Below are 21545 nucleotides of genomic sequence, written 5' to 3'. Positions count from 1 at the left end.
ATCGGCAGCACATGTCTGAACGGAAGCTTTCGAATCAAAATGATGAGGGAGTGTAGGACGATGAGCACAAACGAACTTTTGCAAAGTACCTTGCCGCAAATGCTGGAACAAACTTGTAAGCGCTTTCCTTGGCGTTGCGCCGTTTACTTCAAAGGACAGCAATGGGATTACGGAACACTGGGAGTGCTGGTCAAGAAGTTCGCCGCCGGACTGCACAGCCTCGGGATCGGGCAGGGAGACCGAGTGGCGGTCATGCTGCCCAACTGTCCGCATTACGTGGCAGCCTACTACGGCATTCTGCAGCTGGGCGGAATCGTCGTACAGGTCAATCCCATGGCGGTTCCGGCCGAGCTGGAGCATTATTTGACCGACTCAGGTGCCAAAGCCTTGATCACCTTTGCTCCCTTTTTGCCGGTGGTCGAAAAGGTAAAAAGCGCTGAAGGCTTGGCGGCGAGAATCATCGTTGAACTGCCTCCTACGGATTCGGAGCTTCCAGCCGGATGGCTCCGTTTTGAAAACGTCATGGCACTTGCCGAGGATTTGCCGGAGGTGTCCGTGTCTCCGGATGACATCGCGGTACTCCAGTATACAGGCGGTACCACAGGGCGCTCCAAAGGGGCGATGCTGACCCATCAAAACCTGTATGCCAACGCCTATCAGTCACACATCATCATGGGAGGAGACGTCGACAATCCCGACCGGATCTTGACTGTGATTCCGCTCTTTCACGTCTACGGGATGACCGTTTGCATGAACATGGCCATTTTTGGAGGATCGCAGCAGGTCATGCTGCCCCGCTTTGACCTGGAGGAAGTGCTGCAGACGATCAAGGATACGAAACCGACGGTATTCCCGGGGGTGCCGACGATGTACGTGGCGGTCAATGCCCATCCGCAGGCGGAAGAGTACGGCATCTCGTCCATCCGCCTGTGCGCAAGCGGCTCCGCACCGCTTCCTGTTGAGGTCATCAAAGGCTTTGAAGCCAAGACGCAAGGCATGATTCTCGAAGGCTTCGGCCTGACCGAAGCCTCCCCGGTCACTCACTTCAACCCGAGGGATAAGCGAAAGGCCGGGTCGATCGGGACGGCTATACCGTTTACGGAGTCAAAAATCGTCAGCCTACAGGACGGCGAGACGGAGCTGGGGCCGAATGAAGCGGGAGAGCTGGTCGTGCGCGGGCCGCAAGTGATGAGCGGCTATTGGGGAATGCCGGAAGAGACGGCGGCAACGCTCAAAGACGGATGGCTGTTCACAGGAGATATCGCCTACAAGGATGAAGAGGGATATTACTATATCATCGACCGGAAAAAGGATTTGATTATCGCCGGAGGCTTCAATATTTATCCGCGTGAAGTAGAGGAAGTCCTCTATCAGCACGCGGCTGTGCAAGAGGCTGTCGTCATCGGCGTGCCTGATGCGTATCGAGGAGAGACGATAAAAGCGTTCGTGGTTCCGAAAAAGGGAGTTGTCCTGACCGAAGAGGAAATCACCGATTTTTGCCGGGAGAACATGGCCGCCTACAAGGTGCCGAGAATTATCGAGTTCCGCGACGCCCTGCCGAAAACGGCCGTAGGCAAGATTTTGCGGCGGACGCTGCGGGAGGAAGCAAAAGGAGCAGGCGCGACGCAAGAATAAGGCTCAGGCGCGACGCAAGAATGAATAAGGGGCAGACAGGACGCAAAAACGGACGGATAATCAGATTGGACGCAGGCGCTGCAACAGCCTTTTTTGTCCGCCCCAAGCTGTTCCAATACGAAACAGCGCTCCTTAAAAACAGAAAACAGAGGGCCGCCTGGGCATCCGGGCGGCTTTCGCTTTTCGTCATGTTTCACGCTCTTGCCCTCATAGAATGAGGCAAACGAGCAAAGAGGTGAAACAAGATCGACATGTGGAAAGCGGTTGTCTCCATCCTGACTGCCTGGTCGCTTGCCAATCTCAGCCTCTTTCCTGCGTTTGCGGGGGCGGAAACGAGCGGGGCAGTGCAGCAATCGGCCCAGGCGCAGCAAGACCCGCCTGCTCCGCAGACAGATGAGCCGATCACGGTCACGGTGGTGGGCGACATTTTGCTGGACAAGAACGTCGGAGCGCAAATCGAACGCTACGGAGTGGACTATCCTTTTGCCAAAACGGCGGAGCTGCTCAAGCAGGCTGATCTGACGGTGGGGAATCTGGAGACAGCCGTCAGCAAACGGGGATCCCCCGAGCACAAGGAATTTACCTTCCGGGCCAAGCCGGAAACGTTGGCAGGCCTTGCAAATGCCGGCTTCGACGTCGTCAATTTGGCCAACAACCACACGATGGACTACGGAATGGACGCCTTTCTGGATACGATGCAGCATTTGCGCGAGAACGATATCGCTTACGTAGGCGGAGGAAAGGCGGAGGAGGAGGCGTTTGCCCCCTATATCCAGACGATCAAAGGAAAGAAGGTAGCAATCATCGGGCTGAGCCGTGTACTGCCCAATCAGAAGTGGTTTGCGGGGAAGAACAAGGCGGGGCTGGCTCACGCCTATTCACGGGAGCCGATGCTCGGCTATGTTCGCAAGGCTGTGGCAGAGTCCGACATCACCATTGCGATCATGCATTGGAATTTGGAGTACAAGGACTACCCTGAGCCGTACGCCCGCCAGATGGCCCGTTTGCTGATCGACAATGGAGTGGATGCGATTGTGGGGTCCCATAGCCATTCCCTCATGGGGGTCGAATGGTACAAAGAGGCCCCGATCTTTTACAGCGTGGGCAATTTCGTCTTTACGACGCCGCGAAATCCAAAGGGCTCCGAGTCGCTGATCGTCACTTTGACGTTTGCCCAGAACAAGACAGACGGCAAGATCATCCCGGCTAAAATTGTAAATGGCCAGCCCGTTCCCCAGGCAGGAGACAATGCGAAAAAGCTCAGGGAGAAGGTTGCGAAGCTCTCGTATGGGGCAGGGGTTGACGAGGCGGGAAATATAACGAGGAAATAAAAGGCAACGAGTTTCGGTGAAAGCAAAAAAGGGTATCTCCTCTATTGTTATGTAGAGGGGAGCAAACCTGATGGATTCCTATAAACACTTTACCCTGCGCTTCTGGCTGATCTTTTTGTTTTCCGTCTCGACGTTTTTGATCGTGCTGAGCTGCGGCGCCGGCATCTATCTGGTGGTCAAGCAGGTGATGACAGATGACATCCTCGACATCAACCGCGCCTATAGCGAGAGGATGGCCCAGACTACCGATCTTATGTTTCAGAGTATGAAAAAGAATCTGGAGACGAGCGCCGGCGAGATCGCCCCTCTTCTGAAAGACCGCCAGAGGCTGCAGCAACATTTGAAGCTGTGGCAGGAAAGCACGTTGTTCTTCAATTCCATCTTGGTCGCAAACAGCAAGGGAAAGATTCTCGCAACGGAGCCGAGGATGGAAGTCGATGGGCGATTTCTGATGTCGAGCGGTGCGAGAGAAGCGCTGGAAAAGAAAAAAACAGTAGTGTCGCAGCCATATAAAGCGATTACGGGCAGACTGATTGTTTTGGTATCCACGCCTCTGTGGGACGAGAACGGAAATTATGCCGGTTTTCTGGGCGGAACGTTCTACCTGGAGCAGGACAACACGTTGCATGAGTTTCTCGGCAAGCATTTTTACGAAGACGGCTCATACTTGTACGTTGTCGACCAGAATGGCACGCTTATCTACCACCCGGAGGAGGAAAGAATCGGTCAAATGGTAGACGGCAACAGCGTCGTCCAAAAACTGATGGACCAAAAATCGGGCGCGGAGCGAGTGGTCAATACGCAAGGCGTCCCGATGCTGACCGGGTACGCCTATGTGCCATCCGCCAATTGGGGGATCGTTTCCCAGACCCCGGAAGAGGAGGCGCTGGCTCCAACCCTGAAGGTCGTCCTCGACATGTTTGGATATATCAGTCCCTTCTTCATTTTGCTACTCTTGATCTCGTTCTCTCTGACCCAGAAAATGGTCAATCCATTGCGCCAATTGGCCAACTACGCCAAAAGCGTGCGAACGGCGGGAACAGAGGTACAGCCGTTTCCGACGATCCCGACCTGGTACTACGAGGCCGAGCAGATCAATCACGCTTTTCAGCAGTATGCGGAGACGCTGCGCCACAAAATGAACGTGATCAAACGAGAGTCATTGACCGACCCGCTGACCGGACTTGCGAATCGCAGATACATCGAAAATACGTTGCGTCAGTGGACGGAAACGAAAAAACAGTTTTCGGTTCTTCTGCTGGACGTAGACGGATTCAAAAAGGTAAATGACGAATTCGGTCACCAGACCGGAGATGAGGTATTGCGCTTTCTCTCCCAGGCGATGAAGCAGCATGTGCGGAAAGGGGACATTTGCGGCCGCTACGGCGGAGAGGAATTTATCGTACTGCTGCCGGAGACGAGTGCAGAAACGGCGTATCTGATGGCAGAGTCTCTGCGGATGTTTATGAGCGATACCGTCAGTCCCACGGGCGAGCCTGTGACGATCTCGCTTGGAGTGGGGACGATCGCCCCGCAGATCGATACAAAGACATTGCTGGCTCTGACTGACGAGGCCATGTACAAGGCAAAACAGGAAGGACGAAATCAGACGAAGCTGATGAGAACCATTGTGTAGCCGATCCTTAAAAAGCCCGTTCTTTGACGAAATTTGGTCAAGCAGCGGGCTTCTTGCTGTCAACATCCAAGAGAGAGCCGGTGCGACTCAAATCAAGAGGAATAAACAGAGACCTGTCCCAGTAATTATGTAGTATATTTCAGAAAATTCAAAACAACATAAGGAGAGATGAATGGTGAAACGCTGGTTTCCCGGACTTCTGGCGACGATTGTGTTGTCACAGGCAGGTATTGTATCGGCTGCTGCTTCTCCAGTCGGTCAGGTACCGTTTCTGAAACGCCCGTTTATCCCTGCGCAAGCATCCTTTGAGGTAAAGCAGTACGCATATCCGGAGACCAAGCCGATACAAGCTGGCAAGTTTGACATCCAGCACTATCCCCTTTACGACGAGGTGCTGTATTGGCTGGAGACGTGGGCGAAGCAGTATCCTGATCTCGTAGAGCTTCAGTCAGCGGGGAAGTCACTGGAAGGCAGGGACATCTGGCAAATTACGATCACCAACAAAAAAACCGGTACTGCTACCAGCAAGCCGGCTATGTGGGTAGGGGCAAACCGGCATTCCGGAGAAGTGACGACAAGGGTGGCTGCGCTGCATTTTGCGCATGAACTCCTCTCCAAGTACGGGAAGGACCCTGAGATTACCCGCTTGCTGGATACCCGAACATTTTATGTGAGACCTGTTGAAAATCCCGACGGCTCCGAGCTGTACCTCAATACCATTCAAACCAATCGCTCCACCAATCGGCCCGTTGACAACGACGGAGACGGCATCATGGACGAAGATATTCTGGAGGATTTGGATGGTGACGGCTATTCCCGGCAAATGCGTCAGTATGTCGGGATGGGAAAGGGGGACTACATAAAAGACCCGTCTGATTCGTCCGGACGTTTGATGAAGCAGGTTGGAGAAGGAAAAGGAGACTATCGGGTATTGTCCGAGGGCATCGATAATGACGGCGACGGAAAATACAATGAGGATGGCATTGGCGGTTTGGACATTCACCGCAATTATCCGGAGAACTGGCGGCCCATGACGGAACAGACCGGGATGGGATGGACCCAGGGGGGAGCGGGAGAATATCCGTTATCCGAACCGGAGATGCGGTCAGTCGTCTTGTTTCTACTGGAAAATCCCCACATTTCGGTCGTAGAGACGATGGATACCACGGTGCCGATGCACCTGCGTCCCCCATCCACCAGCAAGAGTGAGGAGTCCATGTTTCCGGAAGATCTGAAGTACTATGAGCATTTGGACAAAAAGGGCCAGGAATTGACCGGCTATCCGTGGGCGGGAGACGTTTACTACTCGTACCACACCCGCAGGGGCGGCTCGGAAGGGACACCGCTGTTCGGGCATTCGCCTGACTGGGGGTACTTTCAGTATGGAGCGATCTGGTACGGTGACGAGCTGTGGGGGAAACAGGAGTATGTCAAAGACTACAACAAGGACGGCAAGACCGATGAGCTGGATCAGCTATGGATGAATGATCACATACCGGAATTGAAGGGCAAGCTGTTCCAAAACTGGATGGCCTACGATCACCCGCAGTTGGGGAAGGTAGAAATTGGCGGCTGGAACCCGAAATTTTGGAACCAAAACGCTCCTGCGGGAAGCTATTTGAAACAGGCGGTCGAAAAACAAAGCAAATTCAATCTGGAGTTGGCCAAATCGCTTCCATTGCTGGTCGTTACAAAGACAGAGGTGAAAAAGAATCAGGACGGTACTTCAACGGTGAGTGTGACGGTGACAAATGAAGGCTTTTTGCCAGATGCGTTAAAGCAGGCATGGCTCGTCAAAATCGTGCGCAAAGGCTCCGCGAGCATCGAACTGGGGGATGGCCTGGCTTTGGCCGACGAGAATACGGATAAAATCCAGGATGCCGGATTCTTTGGAGGCGCCTTGGAAGAGGAAGAGCGGACGAAAACATTTTCCTGGACCGTCAAAGGAAAGGGGAATGCCGAGGTGACCATTCGCTCGACCCGCGGCGGGACCGTGAACGTGGTGATACCTGTCAAATGAGACTCCCACGGCTAGAACCACAGGCTTTCAGTCGGCAATGTCTGTAAAGAAAGCACCAAACGAATGAGGGGCTGTCCAAAAAAGCAGTGAAGCTGCTTGACGGAAGAGCCCCTCGTCTCTTTTCGTGCGCCTACACCATCTTCACTTGGAAATGGTCAAGTCCATTTTTTTCATGCGCTCCTGTCAACAAATCGTTGCAACTTGCACAAGGCCCCAGCCCGTCTGTTTCATTAAGAAGGCAAAGAGGCAGATGCCTGAAAAAAACAGGGCGAAGGAGGCAGCCATATGAGCACGATCCCCGCTAAAAGACGATGCAAGCGAGTACACCGGTACCTTTGGCTAAGGCTGCTGCTTACCCTGACGATAACAGCTACGATGCTGTGGCTTTTTTTCGCGTCGGCCCCGAGCATAAGAGCGACATGGCTTTGGAACACGGAGCTGATCACAGAAAAGGGTGAGGCCATCCTTTCTTTTGCCGAAGAAAACGACATCAACAGAATTTATCTGCACATCGATCAAAAGAATGTGCCGCCGGAAGCGTATCGCACATTCATCAAGGAAGCGAGCGCAAGGGATATACAGGTGGATGCCCTTGGCGGCGACCCTGCCTGGTCGCTCGTCTCCAGTCAAAAAAGCATTGCCTCCTTTATAGACTGGGTGCATGTCTACAACCGTGCTGCGGCTGAAGACGAGCGCTTCACCGGAATTCACGTCGACATCGAGCCGCATGTGCATCCGCAGTGGAAGCGTGACAAGGAAGCCTTGAAAAGCCAATGGATGGAAAACATGCAGCTTGTGGTCCAGGAGACGAAAAAAGATCCCGCTCTGCAGGTGAGCGCCGATATTCCATTCTGGATGAACGAGCTGCCTGCGAGCGAGACGCAGAGCGTCAGTGAATGGCTGATCGGGCAGCTCGATCATGTGACATTGATGGCCTACCGGGATTACGTGGAAGGCTCCAACGGGGTGCTGGACATCTCGAGCCGCATCCTGGACGAAGCAGGATATGATCGGCAAAAAGTGGTGGTCGGCCTGAATGTGCTGGAAAGCGACGAAGGGGACCGGACGACGTTTTATGAAGAAGATACCAAGATCATGCGAGAGCAGGTAAGCATACTCGAGACGCGGATGAAGAAATACTCCGCTTATGCGGGATATGCGATTCATGATTACGAGCAATGGGAAAAGAAAAGCAGGCGTGAAAAAGAACGGTCCTCAGCCAAGAAAACATCGGCGGAATCTGAAGAAAAGCCAAAGGAGGGCAAGAGTGCGGCCGAGGAAAAAACATAGTGTAGTGGAGATGCTGCCGGTAGAAACTCCCTGCAAATTAGGCTATGATGAAGGCAATCTTGAATGTGATCATGCAGCCAATCAGGCAGAACACATATGAACGTAAGCAACTCACGCAGTTTCCAAAATCGCAAGCGATTGTTGGAGACAGGAGAGGAGACGAGCAAAGTGAACCACATCCGTTATGAGCGCAGACGGTATACGAACGGACAGACACCGATCGAAGAGCTGAAACGCTTATCCGAAGCATTAGGCGGCCCTGCCATCTATATCAAGCGAGATGATCTGCTCGGGCTTGCAGCGGGAGGAAACAAGACGCGCAAGCTGGAGTACCTGGTGGCGGATGCGCTCAAGCAAGGTGCGGATACGCTGATTACCTGCGGAGCCGTACAGTCCAACCACTGTCGGCTGACTCTCGCCGCAGCAGTGCGGGAGGGGCTGCGCTGCCAGTTGGTGCTGAGCGAACCGGAAACGGGGGGCTACAATCCCCAGGCGAGCGGCAATCATCTGCTCTTTCACCTGATGGGAGCCGAGAAGCTGCAGATCATTCCTGCGGATGGGGATATGCCGGCGGAGATGGAAAAACTCGCTGCAGCCCTGGAGAAAGAAGGACGAAAAGCGTACCAGATCCCGGTCGGCGGCTCCAGCGAGGTAGGGACACTCGGGTATATGGCTTGCGCCGAAGAGATCGAGCAGCAGGCATGGGAGATGGGCATTCCGTTTGACTATGTGGTGACCGCGACGGGAAGCGCCGGGACGCAAGCCGGACTGATCGCCGGTTTTGCCGCCCGCCAATCCTCTGCTTCCGTCATTGGCATCAATGTCAGCCGGGACCGCGAAACGCAGGAGAAAAAAGTCCATGAGCTGCTGCTCTCTACGGCAGAGCTGGTTGGACTGAAGGGAGAATGGCCTGCTTCGCTGGTTCGCTGCGAGGACGAATACGTGGGCCCCGGCTATGCGATTCCGACACCTGAGATGGTGGAGGCCGTGAAGCTGCTGGCCCAAACCGAGGGGATTCTGCTCGATCCGGTCTATACAGGAAAGGCCATGGCCGGTCTGATCGGGTTGATTCGCAAGGGAGCGTTTCGCAAAGAGGATCGGGTGTTGTTCCTGCACACCGGAGGGGCACCGGCGCTGTACACTTATGCAGATGTGTTCTTAGCGGAGAGATAAGGTATGAACAAGTCCGTAATCCGTAATAAGAGGAGAAATTACGCCTGCCTTTTGTCGCACTCTCCAGAAGCCGACGCAATGATGCGTCGGTTTTTTTATCTCCTCTGCCGAAAACTGATCCATAAATGTAATGAATTACAAAAGATGGAATTTAAATAACGGTACGATACATACAGAACGAAAATAAGAAGATGAAGCACAAAAATGCGATTATGAAAATAGATAGAATGTAACATTTATGCAGGTTATTCATTGACGATATGTAAGGTTAAGAATTTTCTATTTTTTCTTATATTTACAGATAAGATAGAAATAGAAAACATACAGGGGGGATTTTCGTGAGTCAAAAAAAGTTGACTACCGTGCTGGCGTCCATGCTGCTCCTCAGCATGTCGCTTGTCGGCTGTAATTCGCAAGGTACAGCTCCTGCTCAGAACAACCAGTCGGGCGGCAATACCGCATCGTCCGGCGGCAGCAGCAGTGGGGGCGGCGGGGGCGGCGAAAAGATATTGATCGCCACGCAAAGCCCGCTTTCCGGATCACAGTCCGCCATCGGCGATGCGATCAAGACCGGAGCCGGATTTGCCATTGAAAAGCGGAAAGAGGAGTTCAAGCAGCTCGGCTTTGACTTGCAGTTGTTCCCGCAGGACGATCAGGCTGACCCGAAAATTGGCGTATCCAACGCGGAAATGCTCGTAGCCAACCCGGATGTTTTGGGTGTAGTCGGCCATTTCAATACGGGCGTAGCGATCCCCTCTTCCGTAAAGTATGAGTCGGGCAGTCTGGTCATGGTATCTCCGGCAAACAGCGGGGTTACATTGACGGAGGAGGGCAAAAAGACCGTTCACCGGATCTGTGCCCGCGATGACGCCCAAGGTCCAAAAGGAGCCAAGTATGCCAAAGAAGTGCTCGGCGTGAAATCCGTCTTCCTGATCCACGACAAGACCGCTTACGGGCAAGGGCTGGTCGATCAGGTAAAAGCGCAGTTCGAGAAGGACGGCGTTCAGGTACTGGGCTACGAAGGGGTAAACCAGGGCGAGAAGGATTACAATTTCGTCGTGAATACGGCCGTCGCCAGCAAGCCCGACATGATCTATTTCGGAGGCATCTATCCGGAAGCGGGCATCATCGTGAAGCAGGCGAGGGAAAAAGGATATACCGGCATGTTTATGGGCGGGGATGGCATCGATTCCCCTGACTTGATCAAGATCGCCGGAGCCGCAGCCGAAGGCGTCTATCTGACTGCTCTGGCTGGAGACGCGAAGCAGTCCGAGGAAGGCCGCAAATGGGCGGAAGAATATGAAAAGGTAATGGGCAAAAAGCCGGGAACCTATTCCGACTACGCATATGAGTCGGCCAATGTGATTCTCGACGGACTGGCAGCCGCCATCAAAGAGAACGGCGGGAAAAAGCCGACCCGCGAGCAGGTTCTGGAAAAGGTCCACAGCACGAAAGATTACCAGGGCAAATTCGTAAAGGTCACCTTTGACGAGAAAGGCGACAACGAGTTCGCGGATGTCTTCATGTACAAGTTTGAGAAGGAAGGCACGAAGTTCATCGGAAAAATCGAATAGGAGAGTTATGCAAGAGGGGTTCTGCAAATTTGACAGAGCCCTTCCTTCCTGTCTATTATATACCCATAGGGGTAAGGGGATTGCGCATGCAAATCCTCCTTCCCAGCAAAAAGATCGGCCGGCATAGGTCAGGAGGAAGCCAAAATGAAATACGGAGACAATGTGAAAAACCGCCTGAAACGGGTAGAGGGGCAGGTCCGGGGAGTCCTCAGCATGATGGAAACAGACAAGGATTGCAAGGAGGTCGTCAGTCAGCTCTCGGCCATTCGCTCGGCTGTGGACAAAGCGATCGCCTTGATCGTGGCGGAAAATTTGGCGGCATGCATCAAGGAGGAGCTGGCGGAAGGCAGGGATACCGATCAAGTCGTGCAGGAAGCGATTCAACTGCTGGTCAAGAGCCGATGATGCACTCGGTCTTGACAGCAAAACGCGGCTTACAATATACTAATAGGGGTAGGGGTATATAACGATTGGGAAGCCAGTCTGTTTTTTTGATCTCATAAATACCCCTGTAGGTATAATGGGAGGAAGGAGTTCAAAAATGGAAGCTCAAAAGCAGACGACCATGGTCGTATTCAGCGGTGATCTGGACAAGGCGATGGCCAGCTTCATTATCGCAACCGGAGCTGCAGCCATGGGAAACAGGGTAACGATGTTCTTCACCTTCTGGGGCTTGAACATCTTGCGAAAAGAGCAGCATGTACCGGTGCAAAAAGGATTTTTGGAGAAAATGTTTGAGCGGATGATGCCCCGTGGTCCCGGAAAACTGGGGATTTCCAAGCTGAACATGGGCGGAATGGGCCGGACGATGATGAAGCACATCATGAAGAAAAAGAACGTGGCTTCGCTGCCCGAGCTGATCCAGCTTGCCAAGGAGCTGGATGTGGAGATGATTGCCTGCACGATGTCCATGGACGTCCTGGGAATCAAGGAAGAAGAGCTGGCAGACGGCCTGAAATTTGCAGGAGTGGCAACCTATTTGGCGGAAGCCGAACAGTCCAGGGTCAATCTGTTCATTTAAGCGAAACATTTGGAGCCGTACGTGTTTGAAAGCAAAGAGTGCCGGATCATAAGGGGAAAAAACATCCAAAGCCGTTTCATAGAAGGCTGATTTCCCTGGTGGCTTCTTTCGGCATTTTATATACCTATATGGGTATATGCGTATATAAAGCATGTGATCCTGACCTGCCAAAGCGGGATGAGAAGCAGGCAAGCAGCGAGGATTTTGCTGAAAAACGGGATGAAACAGGTCAGCCATTTGCGCAACAGGCATGTCAGGATGGACAGGAGCAGTGAAAAAGTAGTTTTGCCCGCATTCAAGCTTAAAACAACCAGGAGGTGATTGATATGTCAGCAGGAGCAATAAACGCAATTCAACTGAACGAAAAGGTGGAGCAGGGTGTTTTCCTGCTCGATGTGCGCAATCCGGAAGATTTTGCGGACTGGAAGATCGAAGGGAAAGAAGTGCGATCTATCAATATCCCGTACTTTGATTTCCTTGACGACAACGAAAATATCTACGGACAGCTTCCCGCTGACGAAGAGATCGTCGTCATTTGCGCCAAGGGCGGAAGCGCCAAAATGGTGGCCGATCTGCTGGACGAGAAAGGCTTTCAGGCGAGCTATCTGGAGCAAGGCATGCAGGAGTGGAGCCAGTTTTACCGCCCGGTGACCGTCATGGAGGACGACAACCTCAAGCTGATTCAGGTAAATCGGCTGGCAAAGGGCTGCCTGTCCTACATGTTGATCTCAGGAGGCGAAGCGCTGGTCGTCGATCCCAATCGGCATATCGAGGAATACTTGTCGCTAGCCGAGCAGGAAGACGCCGCCATCAAATACGTCCTCGATACGCATCTGCACGCCGACCACATTTCGGGTGGCCATGAGCTGGCCGAAAAAACCGGGGCTGTCTACTACATCTCCTCCAGCGAGATGCAGGGCTCCGAACTCTCTTATGAGCCGCTGGAAAAGCAGGGCATGCTGGAAGTCGGCCGTGCCGAGGCAAAAATTCTCGCTGTTCCTACGCCCGGACATACCCCGGGGAGTGTCTCCGTATTGGTAAACGATCGCTACCTGCTCTCCGGCGATACCATTTTTGTCGGCGGCCTCGGCCGACCCGATCTGGGCGGCAAGGCGGCAGAGTGGGCGCAAGCCTTGTACGACACGGTGTTTACCACAATCGCTTCCCTGCCGGACGACGTGCTGGTGCTGCCGGCTCATTATGCCGAAGCAAGCGAGATTCGGCGGGAGGGATATGTGGGAGCGCCGCTCGGAGAGATCCGCGGAAACAACGAAGTGATGCGGACGGCAAACCGTGATCGATTTGCGGAAAAAGTCGCTCATGCCGTCGGAGCGACGCCTCCCAACTACGAGGAGATCGTCGAAATCAACCGCGGAGCTGCCAGTGCATCTCCGGAAAAGGCGACAGAGCTGGAGATCGGGCCCAATCGCTGCGCCCTTCACCACGGTTAAACCATTGTAAAGAGAACAAAACCAGGAGGCTGCCAAGGAGGTCATATTCATGATAAACGTAGACGTATTTGTAGATGCAAAAGGATTGTCCTGCCCGATGCCAATCGTCAAGGCGAAGAAAGCGATGGATGCGATGGAAAGCGGGCAGGTCATGCAGGTGGAATCCACCGACAAGGGCTCCGTCAACGACTTTCAGGGCTGGGCTCGTTCCAACAGCCATGAGGTGTTGAAAACGGAAGAGGAGGGTGGAGTATATCGGATATTTGTGAGGAAAGGCTGAGGCGAATAAAACAATTCGGGGGCCGGCTTCCGCCATAGTGTCAGGGGAAGCCGGCTTTTTGCAGCCTGTTTGTTTCATCGTTGCCGATCCATATTTTCTGTTGATAGCGGAAGTCTGAAAATTATTTTTATGGAGAATAGTTTGTGTTGATTTTTTGTTTCAAAGTCGTATAATGATTGTAAAATGGCAAAAGATACCTGCGATGCTCATGATTGGATGAGCTGATTCATACTGGCTGAAATAGGCATCGCTTACAACAACATTTGTGATAAAGGGTGATGAAGCCGTGCTGAGCGGAGGATTGCTGCGAATCCGTGAATACTTGCAAGATATAAAGCCGTCCGAGCGGAGCGTGGCAGAGTACATCCTGGAGCATCCGCGGGAGGTCATCCGCATGTCGGTCAAGGAGTTGGCGGAGCGGAGCAACGCCAGTCCAGCCGCGATTATCCGCATGTGCAAAAGCATGGGCCTGGAAGGCTTCCCGGAGCTGAAAATACGCATCGCGGCCGATCTGCAGTCCCCTTCCGCCGGAGAGGACGAGTACAAGGAAATCCGTCCTACCGACGACATTCCCACCCTGATCGAATCCGTCACTGCCAATCACATTTTCTCCCTGCGCGAGACGATCAAGGTTCTGGATCCAACTGCCGTCGAACAGGCGGTTCGGGCCATGTATCGGGCACGCCGGATCGACTTTTTCGGAGTGGGCGCATCCCAGTTGGTCGCTCAGGACGCGCAGCAAAAATTTTTGCGCATCAATAAAATGTCGACGGCACACGCCGATGCCCATCTGCAGATTACTTCCGCTGTCACGCTGACGGACAAAGACGTGGCTGTCGGCATCTCCTATTCCGGGGAGACCCGCCAGGTTTTATCCGCGATCAAAAGGGCGAGGGAAGCGGGAGCAGTCACGATCGGCATTACGAAGTTCGGGCAAAATTCGATGTCGGCGCTGGCAGACATTCACCTGGCCACGGTTTCATCGGAGGCAGACATGCGCAGTGCCGCCACTTCGTCCCGCATTGCCCAACTGGCTGTCATCGACATGCTGTTCATGGGGGTAGCCGCGCAAAGCTATGACAAGGCTGTATCCTCATTGCGAAAGACCCGTCAGGCAGTGCTTGCCGAGTTTCGCACCGATTAGGCAAATTCTATTCAGAATATTGAGACTATATTACCCTGCATATCCGCCGTTCTTTGACTAGCAGATCTGCCGCATTGGCGCTTGTTCAGTCAGCCAGCATACCGTACCCGTGATCCCACTCTATTCGCACTACAGACCGCAGGCAATACCCATACCTTATTGGCAATACATTTTTAATAGATAAATGGAGGGGTCTGCATTGAAACGAAAGAGGAGCTTTTCACTTTTTTTGTCGGCACTCTTGTCTGCCGCCCTGCTGATTACGGCCTGTACCGGTCAGCAGGCAAACACTGGCGATCCGCAGAATGCGAAGAACGATTCTGAGCAGATCGTACTGAAAATGGGGTACTACTCCGATCCTCCCACGCAGAAAAAAATGGAGGAGCTGCTCGCGAAGTTCATGGAGAAGCACCCGAATATCAAGATCACGACAGAAACAGGGCCTCACGCGCAATTTTTCCAAAAGCTGAATACGCAGATAGCAGGAGGCAATGCTCCCGATCTGTGGCTGAGCGACGGGGTGAAGGTGTTTGAATTCGCCGAGCGCGGCGCTGTCAAGGACTTGCGCGAACTGATCGAAAAGGACCTCAGCAAAGAGGAGTACTACGGCATGGACGCCAACAAAGGCCCAGGCGGCGAGGTTTGGGGCGTTCCGCAGGGAATCCAGATCGGGGTGCTCTACTACAACAAAGCCCTTTTTGACAAGGCGGGCCTCAAATACCCGGATGCCAACTGGACGTGGGATCAGGTGAAGGAAGCGGCCGAACTGATGACCATTGACGCTTCCGGAAAAAATGCCAAAGATCCTTCCTTTGATCCAAACAAGGTTTCGGAGTACGGCTTCACCATCTTCAGCAGTCCGGTCGGGGTGAGCCGAGGCTGGTTCCCGCTGATGAAAACGTTCGGCGGCGGCGTGCTGGACAGCAGCCTGCAGAAGGCCGTTCTCGACACGCCTGAAAACAAACAGGCGATCGAGTGGATGGTAGACGGCATGAAGCGGGGGATTTTCCCTGATCCGGTCGACCTGCAAAGCTTCCAGGACCCGTTCAAGCCTTTCCTGAGCGGCGTGTCCGGAATGCAGATCGACATCTACGCCGCGCGGGTAAAAATGCGCGAAGCCGGACTGAACTTCGATGTGGCGCCGATTCCGGCAGGACCTGGGGGCAAACGCTTTGCACCGAGCATCGTCAACTCCTGGGTGATCAGCAAAACGGCCGACGAGAAAAAGACCCAGGCAGCCTGGGAGTGGATCAAGTACTGGGCGACGGACGACGAGGCGCAGAGGGAGTGGGCGTCGCTTGGCGAAGCCATTCCGGTCAAGAAAAAAGTGGCCGAGGAGGTCCTCACTTCCGATACTTCGCTGAACGCGAAGGTTTTCTTGGACAGCATGGAATTCGCCGGTTCCCTCGATGCCAACGCTGTATTTGGCGAATGGCGCAAAGCGTTTGACGAGTCCATGTTCCCAGCGTTTTCCGGCGAGGAGAGCGTCGAGCAAGGCTTGAAAAAGGCCAATGAGGCCGTGCAAAAGGTTCTGGATGGATTCTACAAGAAATAAAAAACGCTTACGGGGGATAGGCAGACATGAATCAAAATACACAACTCACTGGTGAATGGAAAACCGATGAGCGGCCTGTACCAAAGCCCCGAAAACGAAAGCGGCTCGACAGTGAGGGGAGATGGGGGATTTTACTCATCTCCCCGTATCTGATTCACCTGATCGTCTTTGTCGCGTTCACTTCCATCGCATCGCTGTACATCAGCTTTACGGACTATGACATGCTGAATCCTCCCGAGTGGACGGGACTGGCCAACTACAGCAAGATGATCGCCGATCCGCTCTTCTGGAAGGCGCTGAAGAACACGCTCTACTTCACGATCCTGCTCGTTCCGATCAAGACAGCGCTCGCTCTGGTGCTGGCTGTCGCGCTGAATCAAAAGCTGAAAGGCTTGAAGCTGTACCGGATCGCTCACTTCATCCCGGTCATCTCGTCCTGGACGGTTATCGCCTACGTAGCTGACTCGATTTTCAATCCGCGCTTCGGCTGGGCCAACAGCCTGCTTGTCAGCCTGGGACTGGAGCCGAAAAACTGGCTGGCCGATGAGCAGCTGGTCATTCCCGTTCTCGTCGCGGTGGCGATATGGAAGGGCGTCGGCTACATGATGGTGCTGTTTCTGGCCGGTTTGCAAAACGTGCCGGGCGACCTCTACGAGGCAGCGGAGATCGATGGAGCCGGACCCTTGCAAAAGTTCTGGCGCATCACAGTGCCCCTGATCTCGGGGACGACCTTTCTCGTGCTGATCCTGAGCACGATCAGCTCGTTCCAGAGCTTTGAACAGATTTACGTCATGACGGCAGGAGCGGTCGATGGCGTGGCAGGCGGTCCCAACAATGCCAGCCTGGTGCTGATGCTGCACCTGTACCGCGAAGGCTTCACCTTCTTCCACATGGGCTACGCATCCGCGATTGCCTGGGTGCTGTTCCTGATCCTGTTTGTCTTTACATTTATGCAAATGAGACTGCAAAAACGCTGGGTCCACTACGATTGAGGAAAGGGGGCAGCCACATATGAGCATACGTAAAATACTCGCCTATGCCGCTATCGGAATCAGTTCGGCCATCATGTTCATTCCCTTCCTGACAGCACTGTTCAACTCCTTGAAAACAGTGGGCCAATTCAACAAGTATCCGCCGGAGCTGTTCCCCGATCCGATCAAGTGGAGCAACTATTCGGAAGTATGGGAACTGGCCAATTTCAGCACCTATACGTTGAACAGTCTGACGGTGTCGGTGCTCTCCATCCTGGGGGCGATCCTGTCCAGCTCGATGGTAGCGTACGCTTTTGCCCGGCTTCAGTTTCCATTCCGGGATACGCTCTTTATGATCGTGCTCGGAACGATGATGATTCCCGGCGTCGTCACGATTATCCCGCAGTTCATCATCTTCAAGCAGCTCGGCATGCTGGATACGCTGATGCCGCTCTGGGTGCTGGAATGGCTGGGACAGCCCTTTGGCATTTTCCTGATGAGGCAGGCGTTTTTGGGAATTCCCCGGGAGTACGAAGAAGCGGCCAAGATCGACGGCTGCAATCCGTTCCAGATTTACTGGCGGGTCGCCCTGCCGATGTGCAAGCCGTCGCTGGCTACGCTCGCGATTTTCACCTTCATGGCGAAATGGAACGAAATCCTCGCTCCCGTCATCTACATCACGACCCGGGAAAAATACACCCTGCCGGTCGGCATTCTGTCGTTAAAGGGGCAGTGGACAGGGGGGAACGACCAGTACCTGGTGGCTGGGGCGTTGATCAGCCTGATCCCGATCCTGATCGTATTTCTGATCGCCGAGAAGTATTTTGTGGAAGGAGCCAGAAGCTCCGGGCTGAAGTAAAAGCTGGCTTCCAAATGAACGGAGGAGCAATATGGAATATCATCCGTGGTCGTCAAAATGGCTGGACGCCGTATGTCAGCTTTGGAATGAGCAGTGCGGCGACCGTTTTCCGATGAGACCCGAGCTGCTTCGGCAGAACAGCCTGGATGATCCGCATCTGCTGCCGGAGGGCTCATGGGTTGCCGTAGAGAAGGAAAACCAGCGGCTGGTCGGCGTCGTGATCGCCAAGAAATGGAGCGAAGCAGATCCTGTCACATGGGGAAAAGGCTCGGGCTGGATACAGGCTCTCCTGGTGGACCGGGCTTGCCGCAGGCAGGGGATTGGCGCAGAGCTGCTGAAGCGGGCGGAGAGTGCGCTCTTTCAGCAGAACGTCGAGAAAATCAGCCTGGGGAGCGATTGGTGGCACTATTTCCCAGGTGTTCCCGACGAGGAACAGGAGACGATGCGCTGGGCAGAGAAACGGGGGTACATCGCCGGGAAGCAGCTGTTTGATTTGATCTCCTCGCCGGAGGAAACAGCGGGTAACCGGTCAGCATCCGGCGTCGGGCAGCCTGCGACAGGCAAGGAACGGCCAGCATCCGGCGTCGAGCAGTCTGTGTCCGGCAAAGAACGGCCTGCGTTCGGCACCGAGCTGCCCACCTTTGCGGAAGTCACGTTTCGGGAAGGCAAGCCCGAGGACCGCGACGCGCTGATGGCCTTTTTCAACAGATGCTTTCCCGGACGGTGGGAATACGAAGCGCTCTGCTATTTCGAAAAAGGAGGCACCGGACGGGAATTTGTCCTCGCGGAGAAAAACGGGGCGATCATCGGCTTTTGCCGGATCAATGATGCCCGTTCGCCCATTATCGCCCAAAATGTGTACTGGGCTCCGCTCTTTGCCGACGAACTGGGCGGGATCGGCCCGCTCGGCATTGATCCGCAGGAGCGAAAGTTCGGATACGGGCGGGCGGTTGTCGAGGCGGGGATATACTTCCTTCGGCAGCGGGGCATCGAGCGGATTTGCATCGACTGGACCGACCTGGTGGACTTTTACAGAAAGCTGGGCTTTGAGGTGTGGAAGGGGTATCGCAGCTACTCCAAAATCTTGAACGTGGGGTAAAAGAAATCAAGGGGACACTTCCACCCAAGACTCTGCAAGGAAGCCAAGCTGCAGCAAAGCTGCCTCAACAACGGTTGAGGCAGCTTCTTTTTTCTGCGGCACGGTACTCAGATCATTTTACGCTGAAAATAAACGAATCCGGACAGGAAAAACGCGATGAAGCTGCCCAAAATGACGATGAACAGCGTTTCTGGCGGCACGCCCAACACCCCAGGTTCGGCTTGTTGCGCCCCCGAGAGCATGGCAATCATTGGCTGCGCCCACGGGTACCACGGGCCATATTTCTCGGAGTTGACCAGCAGGATGTTCGGCAGCGTGAAGATGGCGCTTACCGCCATCGGTGCAGCGAAGCTTGACCAGGCCACGGAGACGGCGAGCTGCAGCGCAGCCAGCGGCATGCAAGCCACCCACCCCCCGACGAGGCTGCTGACAAGAATATCCCAGGGAACAGCTGCCGAGTAACCCTTGACCGTTCCGACCGCCAGCAATCCTGCGAGCAGAAGGCATTGGGTCAAGAGCAGCAACCCTATCACCCAAACGAATTTCACCACATAGACGGTACCGCGGGAAACGGGCAGCGCAAGCATCTGCTTCCATCCGCCGCCGACATGCTCGTAGCGGCAGACGAACGCAGACAGTACCCCGGTCAGCAGCGGCAGAAACAACAGGCCGTGAGGGGCCGCCATCATAGTGTACGTCATTCCCCATGCCATCTCTTCCATCTCTGGAGTGATTCGCATCCCCAATCCAAAGATCGTGGACAATGCAGGACTGACGAATACCAGCAGCCAGATCGGCGATTTCCGCAATTTCAGCAGCTCAGATCGGAAAAACCTCCACATGGCCTAACTCACGTCCTTTCGGATGAAATGGATGAGACCGATAACGTAAATGACCAGCCCCAGGAGCAGGCCCGGTCCAGCCGAATAGAAGGGTTCGTTCCACTGATTTTCAAGGTAGAGCCATTTCAGCGGAACCCAATCACCCACCGCTGTCCCGAACAGGCAGAGGACAGAGAAAAGAACGCCTGTCGTGAGTGGAATCGCCTGATTTTTGATCGTGATCGAAAGCCAGGTTTGCAGTGCGGCAAAGGGCATCGCCGCAAGGAATGGCAAATACGACTTGACCAGCAGCGTGACAAGCGGAATATCGGTGCCGTATCCGAGGGCGATGCCGAGAACCACTGTGCCGGCTGCCAGCAATGTGCAGGCGCACACCAGAAGCGTGCAGAGCAGGGTGAACTTGCAGGCAAAGACGCACCACTTCGATACGGGCAAGGCCAATGTCTGTTTCCAGGCGTTCGTCTGGTGCTCGATGCCCGCAATCATGGAGGCGACAATCGCAATCCCCATCAGCAGGGTCGGCACCGAAAGCTGGTGCACGTTTCCGATAACCGCCCCCCACAGATCGTCGGCATACCGCTTGGTCAAGTAATCGTACCGGAGGAAAAAATTTAGTGCCTGCAACCCCACAACGCCGAGCGGGCCGAGCGCGATCAGAAGCCAGATCCCTTTGCGGCGGATTTTGAGCCATTCGGATGCCATCACTCCCCGCATCATAAGCTGTCGCCTCCACCGGTCAGCTCGAGGAACATGTCTTCCAGAGAACGCTTCTCCTCTTCCACCCGATACACGGAAATATCGTTGTGCACAAGAAGTTTGACCAGCCGGGCCAGCTGCTCGTCGGATTCGTGAGGCAGCAGCAGCCGATTTGCATCGGTCAGCTCCCATTCCGCCTGGATTCCACTGGCAAGCAGCATCTTCCATGCGGCCTCGCCTTGATCGACGCTTATTCGGATACGGGAGCCCGAGTGCTGCCTGAGCGCTTCGATCGAATCCTGAAAAATCAGCTTGCCCTGGGCGATAATGCCGACCTGCGTGGCCATCTGCTCTACCTCGGACAATAGGTGGCTTGATACCAGAACGGTCATGCCAAGCTGCTTCGGCATGCTCTTGATCAATTCGCGCATCTCCAAAATGCCGGAGGGGTCCAGGCCATTCGTCGGCTCATCCAAAATGAGCAGCTCCGGCGAGCCAAGCAGCGCCGTCGCGATGCCGAGCCGCTGCTTCATCCCGAGGGAAAAGCCCTTGACCGGCCGCTTCGCTTCCTTCGTAAGCCGCACGACCGACAACACCTCGTCGATCCGGGATCGCGGCACATCCAGGATGCAGCGTACCGCCTCCAAATTTTCATAGGCCGTCAGGTGTCCGTAGTAGGACGGATATTCGACCAGCGATCCGACGCGCCGCAGCACCGACAGCCTGTCCTTTTGCAGATCGCGTCCGAAGATCCGCACGGTGCCGCGAGTCGGCCGGATCAGGCCGAGCAGCATCCGGATCGTCGTTGTCTTTCCCGCGCCGTTCGGCCCGAGAAAGCCGTAGATTTCACCTTGGCCGATCCGCAGGTCCAGCCGATCGACGGCCATTTTATTTCCCAGCTTCTTTGTCAATTGATTGGTTTCGATTACGGCTTCGCTCATGACAGTTCATCACCTCAATACCGGATT

The 21545-nt window shown here is 54.4% G+C and carries 19 protein-coding genes; 16 read left to right on the top strand and 3 right to left on the bottom strand.

Annotation, left to right across the window (positions count from 1 at the left end; translation table 11 throughout):
* Positions 1-60: 60 nt before the first annotated feature.
* From NST96_RS21460 to NST96_RS21385, 16 genes are all read left to right on the top strand, one after another.
* Positions 61-1635: a long-chain fatty acid--CoA ligase gene (locus NST96_RS21460; protein WP_251237594.1), complete on the top strand. Its 1575-nt coding sequence runs from the start codon at positions 61-63 to the stop codon at positions 1633-1635.
* A gap of 251 nt (positions 1636-1886) precedes the next feature.
* Positions 1887-2966: a CapA family protein gene (locus NST96_RS21455; RefSeq protein WP_243013842.1), complete on the top strand. Its 1080-nt coding sequence runs from the start codon at positions 1887-1889 to the stop codon at positions 2964-2966.
* 70 nt (positions 2967-3036) lie between these two features.
* Positions 3037-4602 carry a sensor domain-containing diguanylate cyclase gene (locus NST96_RS21450; protein WP_339185677.1) on the top strand — a complete coding sequence of 522 codons (1566 nt, stop codon included), beginning with the start codon at positions 3037-3039 and terminating at the stop codon, positions 4600-4602.
* Between the two features lie 175 nt (positions 4603-4777).
* Positions 4778-6622: a M14 family metallopeptidase gene (locus NST96_RS21445; protein ID WP_227277486.1), complete on the top strand. Its 1845-nt coding sequence runs from the start codon at positions 4778-4780 to the stop codon at positions 6620-6622.
* A 285-nt stretch (positions 6623-6907) separates the two neighbouring features.
* Positions 6908-7912 (top strand): hypothetical protein, encoded by a 1005-nt coding sequence (locus NST96_RS21440; protein ID WP_003389591.1) that lies wholly within the window; start codon positions 6908-6910, stop codon positions 7910-7912.
* 168 nt (positions 7913-8080) lie between these two features.
* Positions 8081-9085 (top strand): D-cysteine desulfhydrase, encoded by a 1005-nt coding sequence (locus tag NST96_RS21435; RefSeq protein ID WP_172920580.1) that lies wholly within the window; start codon positions 8081-8083, stop codon positions 9083-9085.
* A 374-nt stretch (positions 9086-9459) separates the two neighbouring features.
* A complete protein-coding gene (locus tag NST96_RS21430; protein WP_051567342.1) occupies positions 9460-10659 on the top strand; it encodes a branched-chain amino acid ABC transporter substrate-binding protein in 1200 nt (399 codons plus the stop codon).
* Positions 10660-10803: 144 nt separating this feature from the next.
* Positions 10804-11064, top strand: coding sequence for a metal-sensitive transcriptional regulator (locus NST96_RS21425; protein ID WP_003389588.1), 261 nt, complete (start codon positions 10804-10806; stop codon positions 11062-11064).
* Positions 11065-11200: 136 nt separating this feature from the next.
* On the top strand, positions 11201-11680 hold the full coding sequence (locus NST96_RS21420) for a DsrE/DsrF/DrsH-like family protein (RefSeq protein WP_003389587.1): 480 nt from the start codon (positions 11201-11203) through the stop codon (positions 11678-11680).
* Between the two features lie 326 nt (positions 11681-12006).
* Positions 12007-13131, top strand: coding sequence for an MBL fold metallo-hydrolase (locus tag NST96_RS21415; RefSeq protein WP_003389586.1), 1125 nt, complete (start codon positions 12007-12009; stop codon positions 13129-13131).
* Positions 13132-13183: 52 nt separating this feature from the next.
* Entirely contained in the window at positions 13184-13411 is a 228-nt protein-coding gene (locus NST96_RS21410; RefSeq protein ID WP_085974960.1) for a sulfurtransferase TusA family protein, read from the top strand.
* Between the two features lie 286 nt (positions 13412-13697).
* Positions 13698-14555 carry a MurR/RpiR family transcriptional regulator gene (locus tag NST96_RS21405; protein WP_003389584.1) on the top strand — a complete coding sequence of 286 codons (858 nt, stop codon included), beginning with the start codon at positions 13698-13700 and terminating at the stop codon, positions 14553-14555.
* A 199-nt stretch (positions 14556-14754) separates the two neighbouring features.
* Positions 14755-16110 carry a sugar ABC transporter substrate-binding protein gene (locus NST96_RS21400; protein WP_003389583.1) on the top strand — a complete coding sequence of 452 codons (1356 nt, stop codon included), beginning with the start codon at positions 14755-14757 and terminating at the stop codon, positions 16108-16110.
* Between the two features lie 26 nt (positions 16111-16136).
* Positions 16137-17102 carry a sugar ABC transporter permease gene (locus NST96_RS21395; protein ID WP_342404526.1) on the top strand — a complete coding sequence of 322 codons (966 nt, stop codon included), beginning with the start codon at positions 16137-16139 and terminating at the stop codon, positions 17100-17102.
* Positions 17103-17121: 19 nt separating this feature from the next.
* Entirely contained in the window at positions 17122-17940 is an 819-nt protein-coding gene (locus NST96_RS21390; RefSeq protein WP_003389580.1) for a carbohydrate ABC transporter permease, read from the top strand.
* Positions 17941-17971: 31 nt separating this feature from the next.
* Positions 17972-19039 (top strand): GNAT family N-acetyltransferase, encoded by a 1068-nt coding sequence (locus NST96_RS21385; RefSeq protein WP_172920568.1) that lies wholly within the window; start codon positions 17972-17974, stop codon positions 19037-19039.
* A 107-nt stretch (positions 19040-19146) separates the two neighbouring features.
* On the opposite strand, the gene NST96_RS21380 is transcribed toward NST96_RS21385, so the two are convergent.
* Genes NST96_RS21380 through NST96_RS21370 form a run of 3 tightly spaced genes read right to left on the bottom strand, consistent with a single transcriptional unit; the run spans position 19147 to position 21518 of the window.
* Entirely contained in the window at positions 19147-19881 is a 735-nt protein-coding gene (locus NST96_RS21380) for an ABC transporter permease (RefSeq protein WP_172920567.1), read from the bottom strand.
* 3 nt (positions 19882-19884) lie between these two features.
* The gene (locus NST96_RS21375; protein WP_003389576.1) at positions 19885-20598 is read right to left on the bottom strand and encodes an ABC transporter permease; all 714 of its coding nucleotides are present in this window, start codon (positions 20596-20598) and stop codon (positions 19885-19887) included.
* Positions 20595-21518: an ABC transporter ATP-binding protein gene (locus NST96_RS21370; RefSeq protein WP_024983416.1), complete on the bottom strand. Its 924-nt coding sequence runs from the start codon at positions 21516-21518 to the stop codon at positions 20595-20597. The genes NST96_RS21375 and NST96_RS21370 overlap by 4 nt, the downstream gene beginning before the upstream one ends.
* Positions 21519-21545 lie beyond the last annotated feature (27 nt).

The sequence above is a fragment of the Brevibacillus sp. FSL K6-2834 genome (assembly GCF_038592925.1).
GTDB lineage: Bacteria > Bacillota > Bacilli > Brevibacillales > Brevibacillaceae > Brevibacillus > Brevibacillus borstelensis.
The sequence above is the reverse complement of the archived record's forward strand: the minus strand, read 5'-3'. Positions and strand labels throughout refer to the sequence as shown.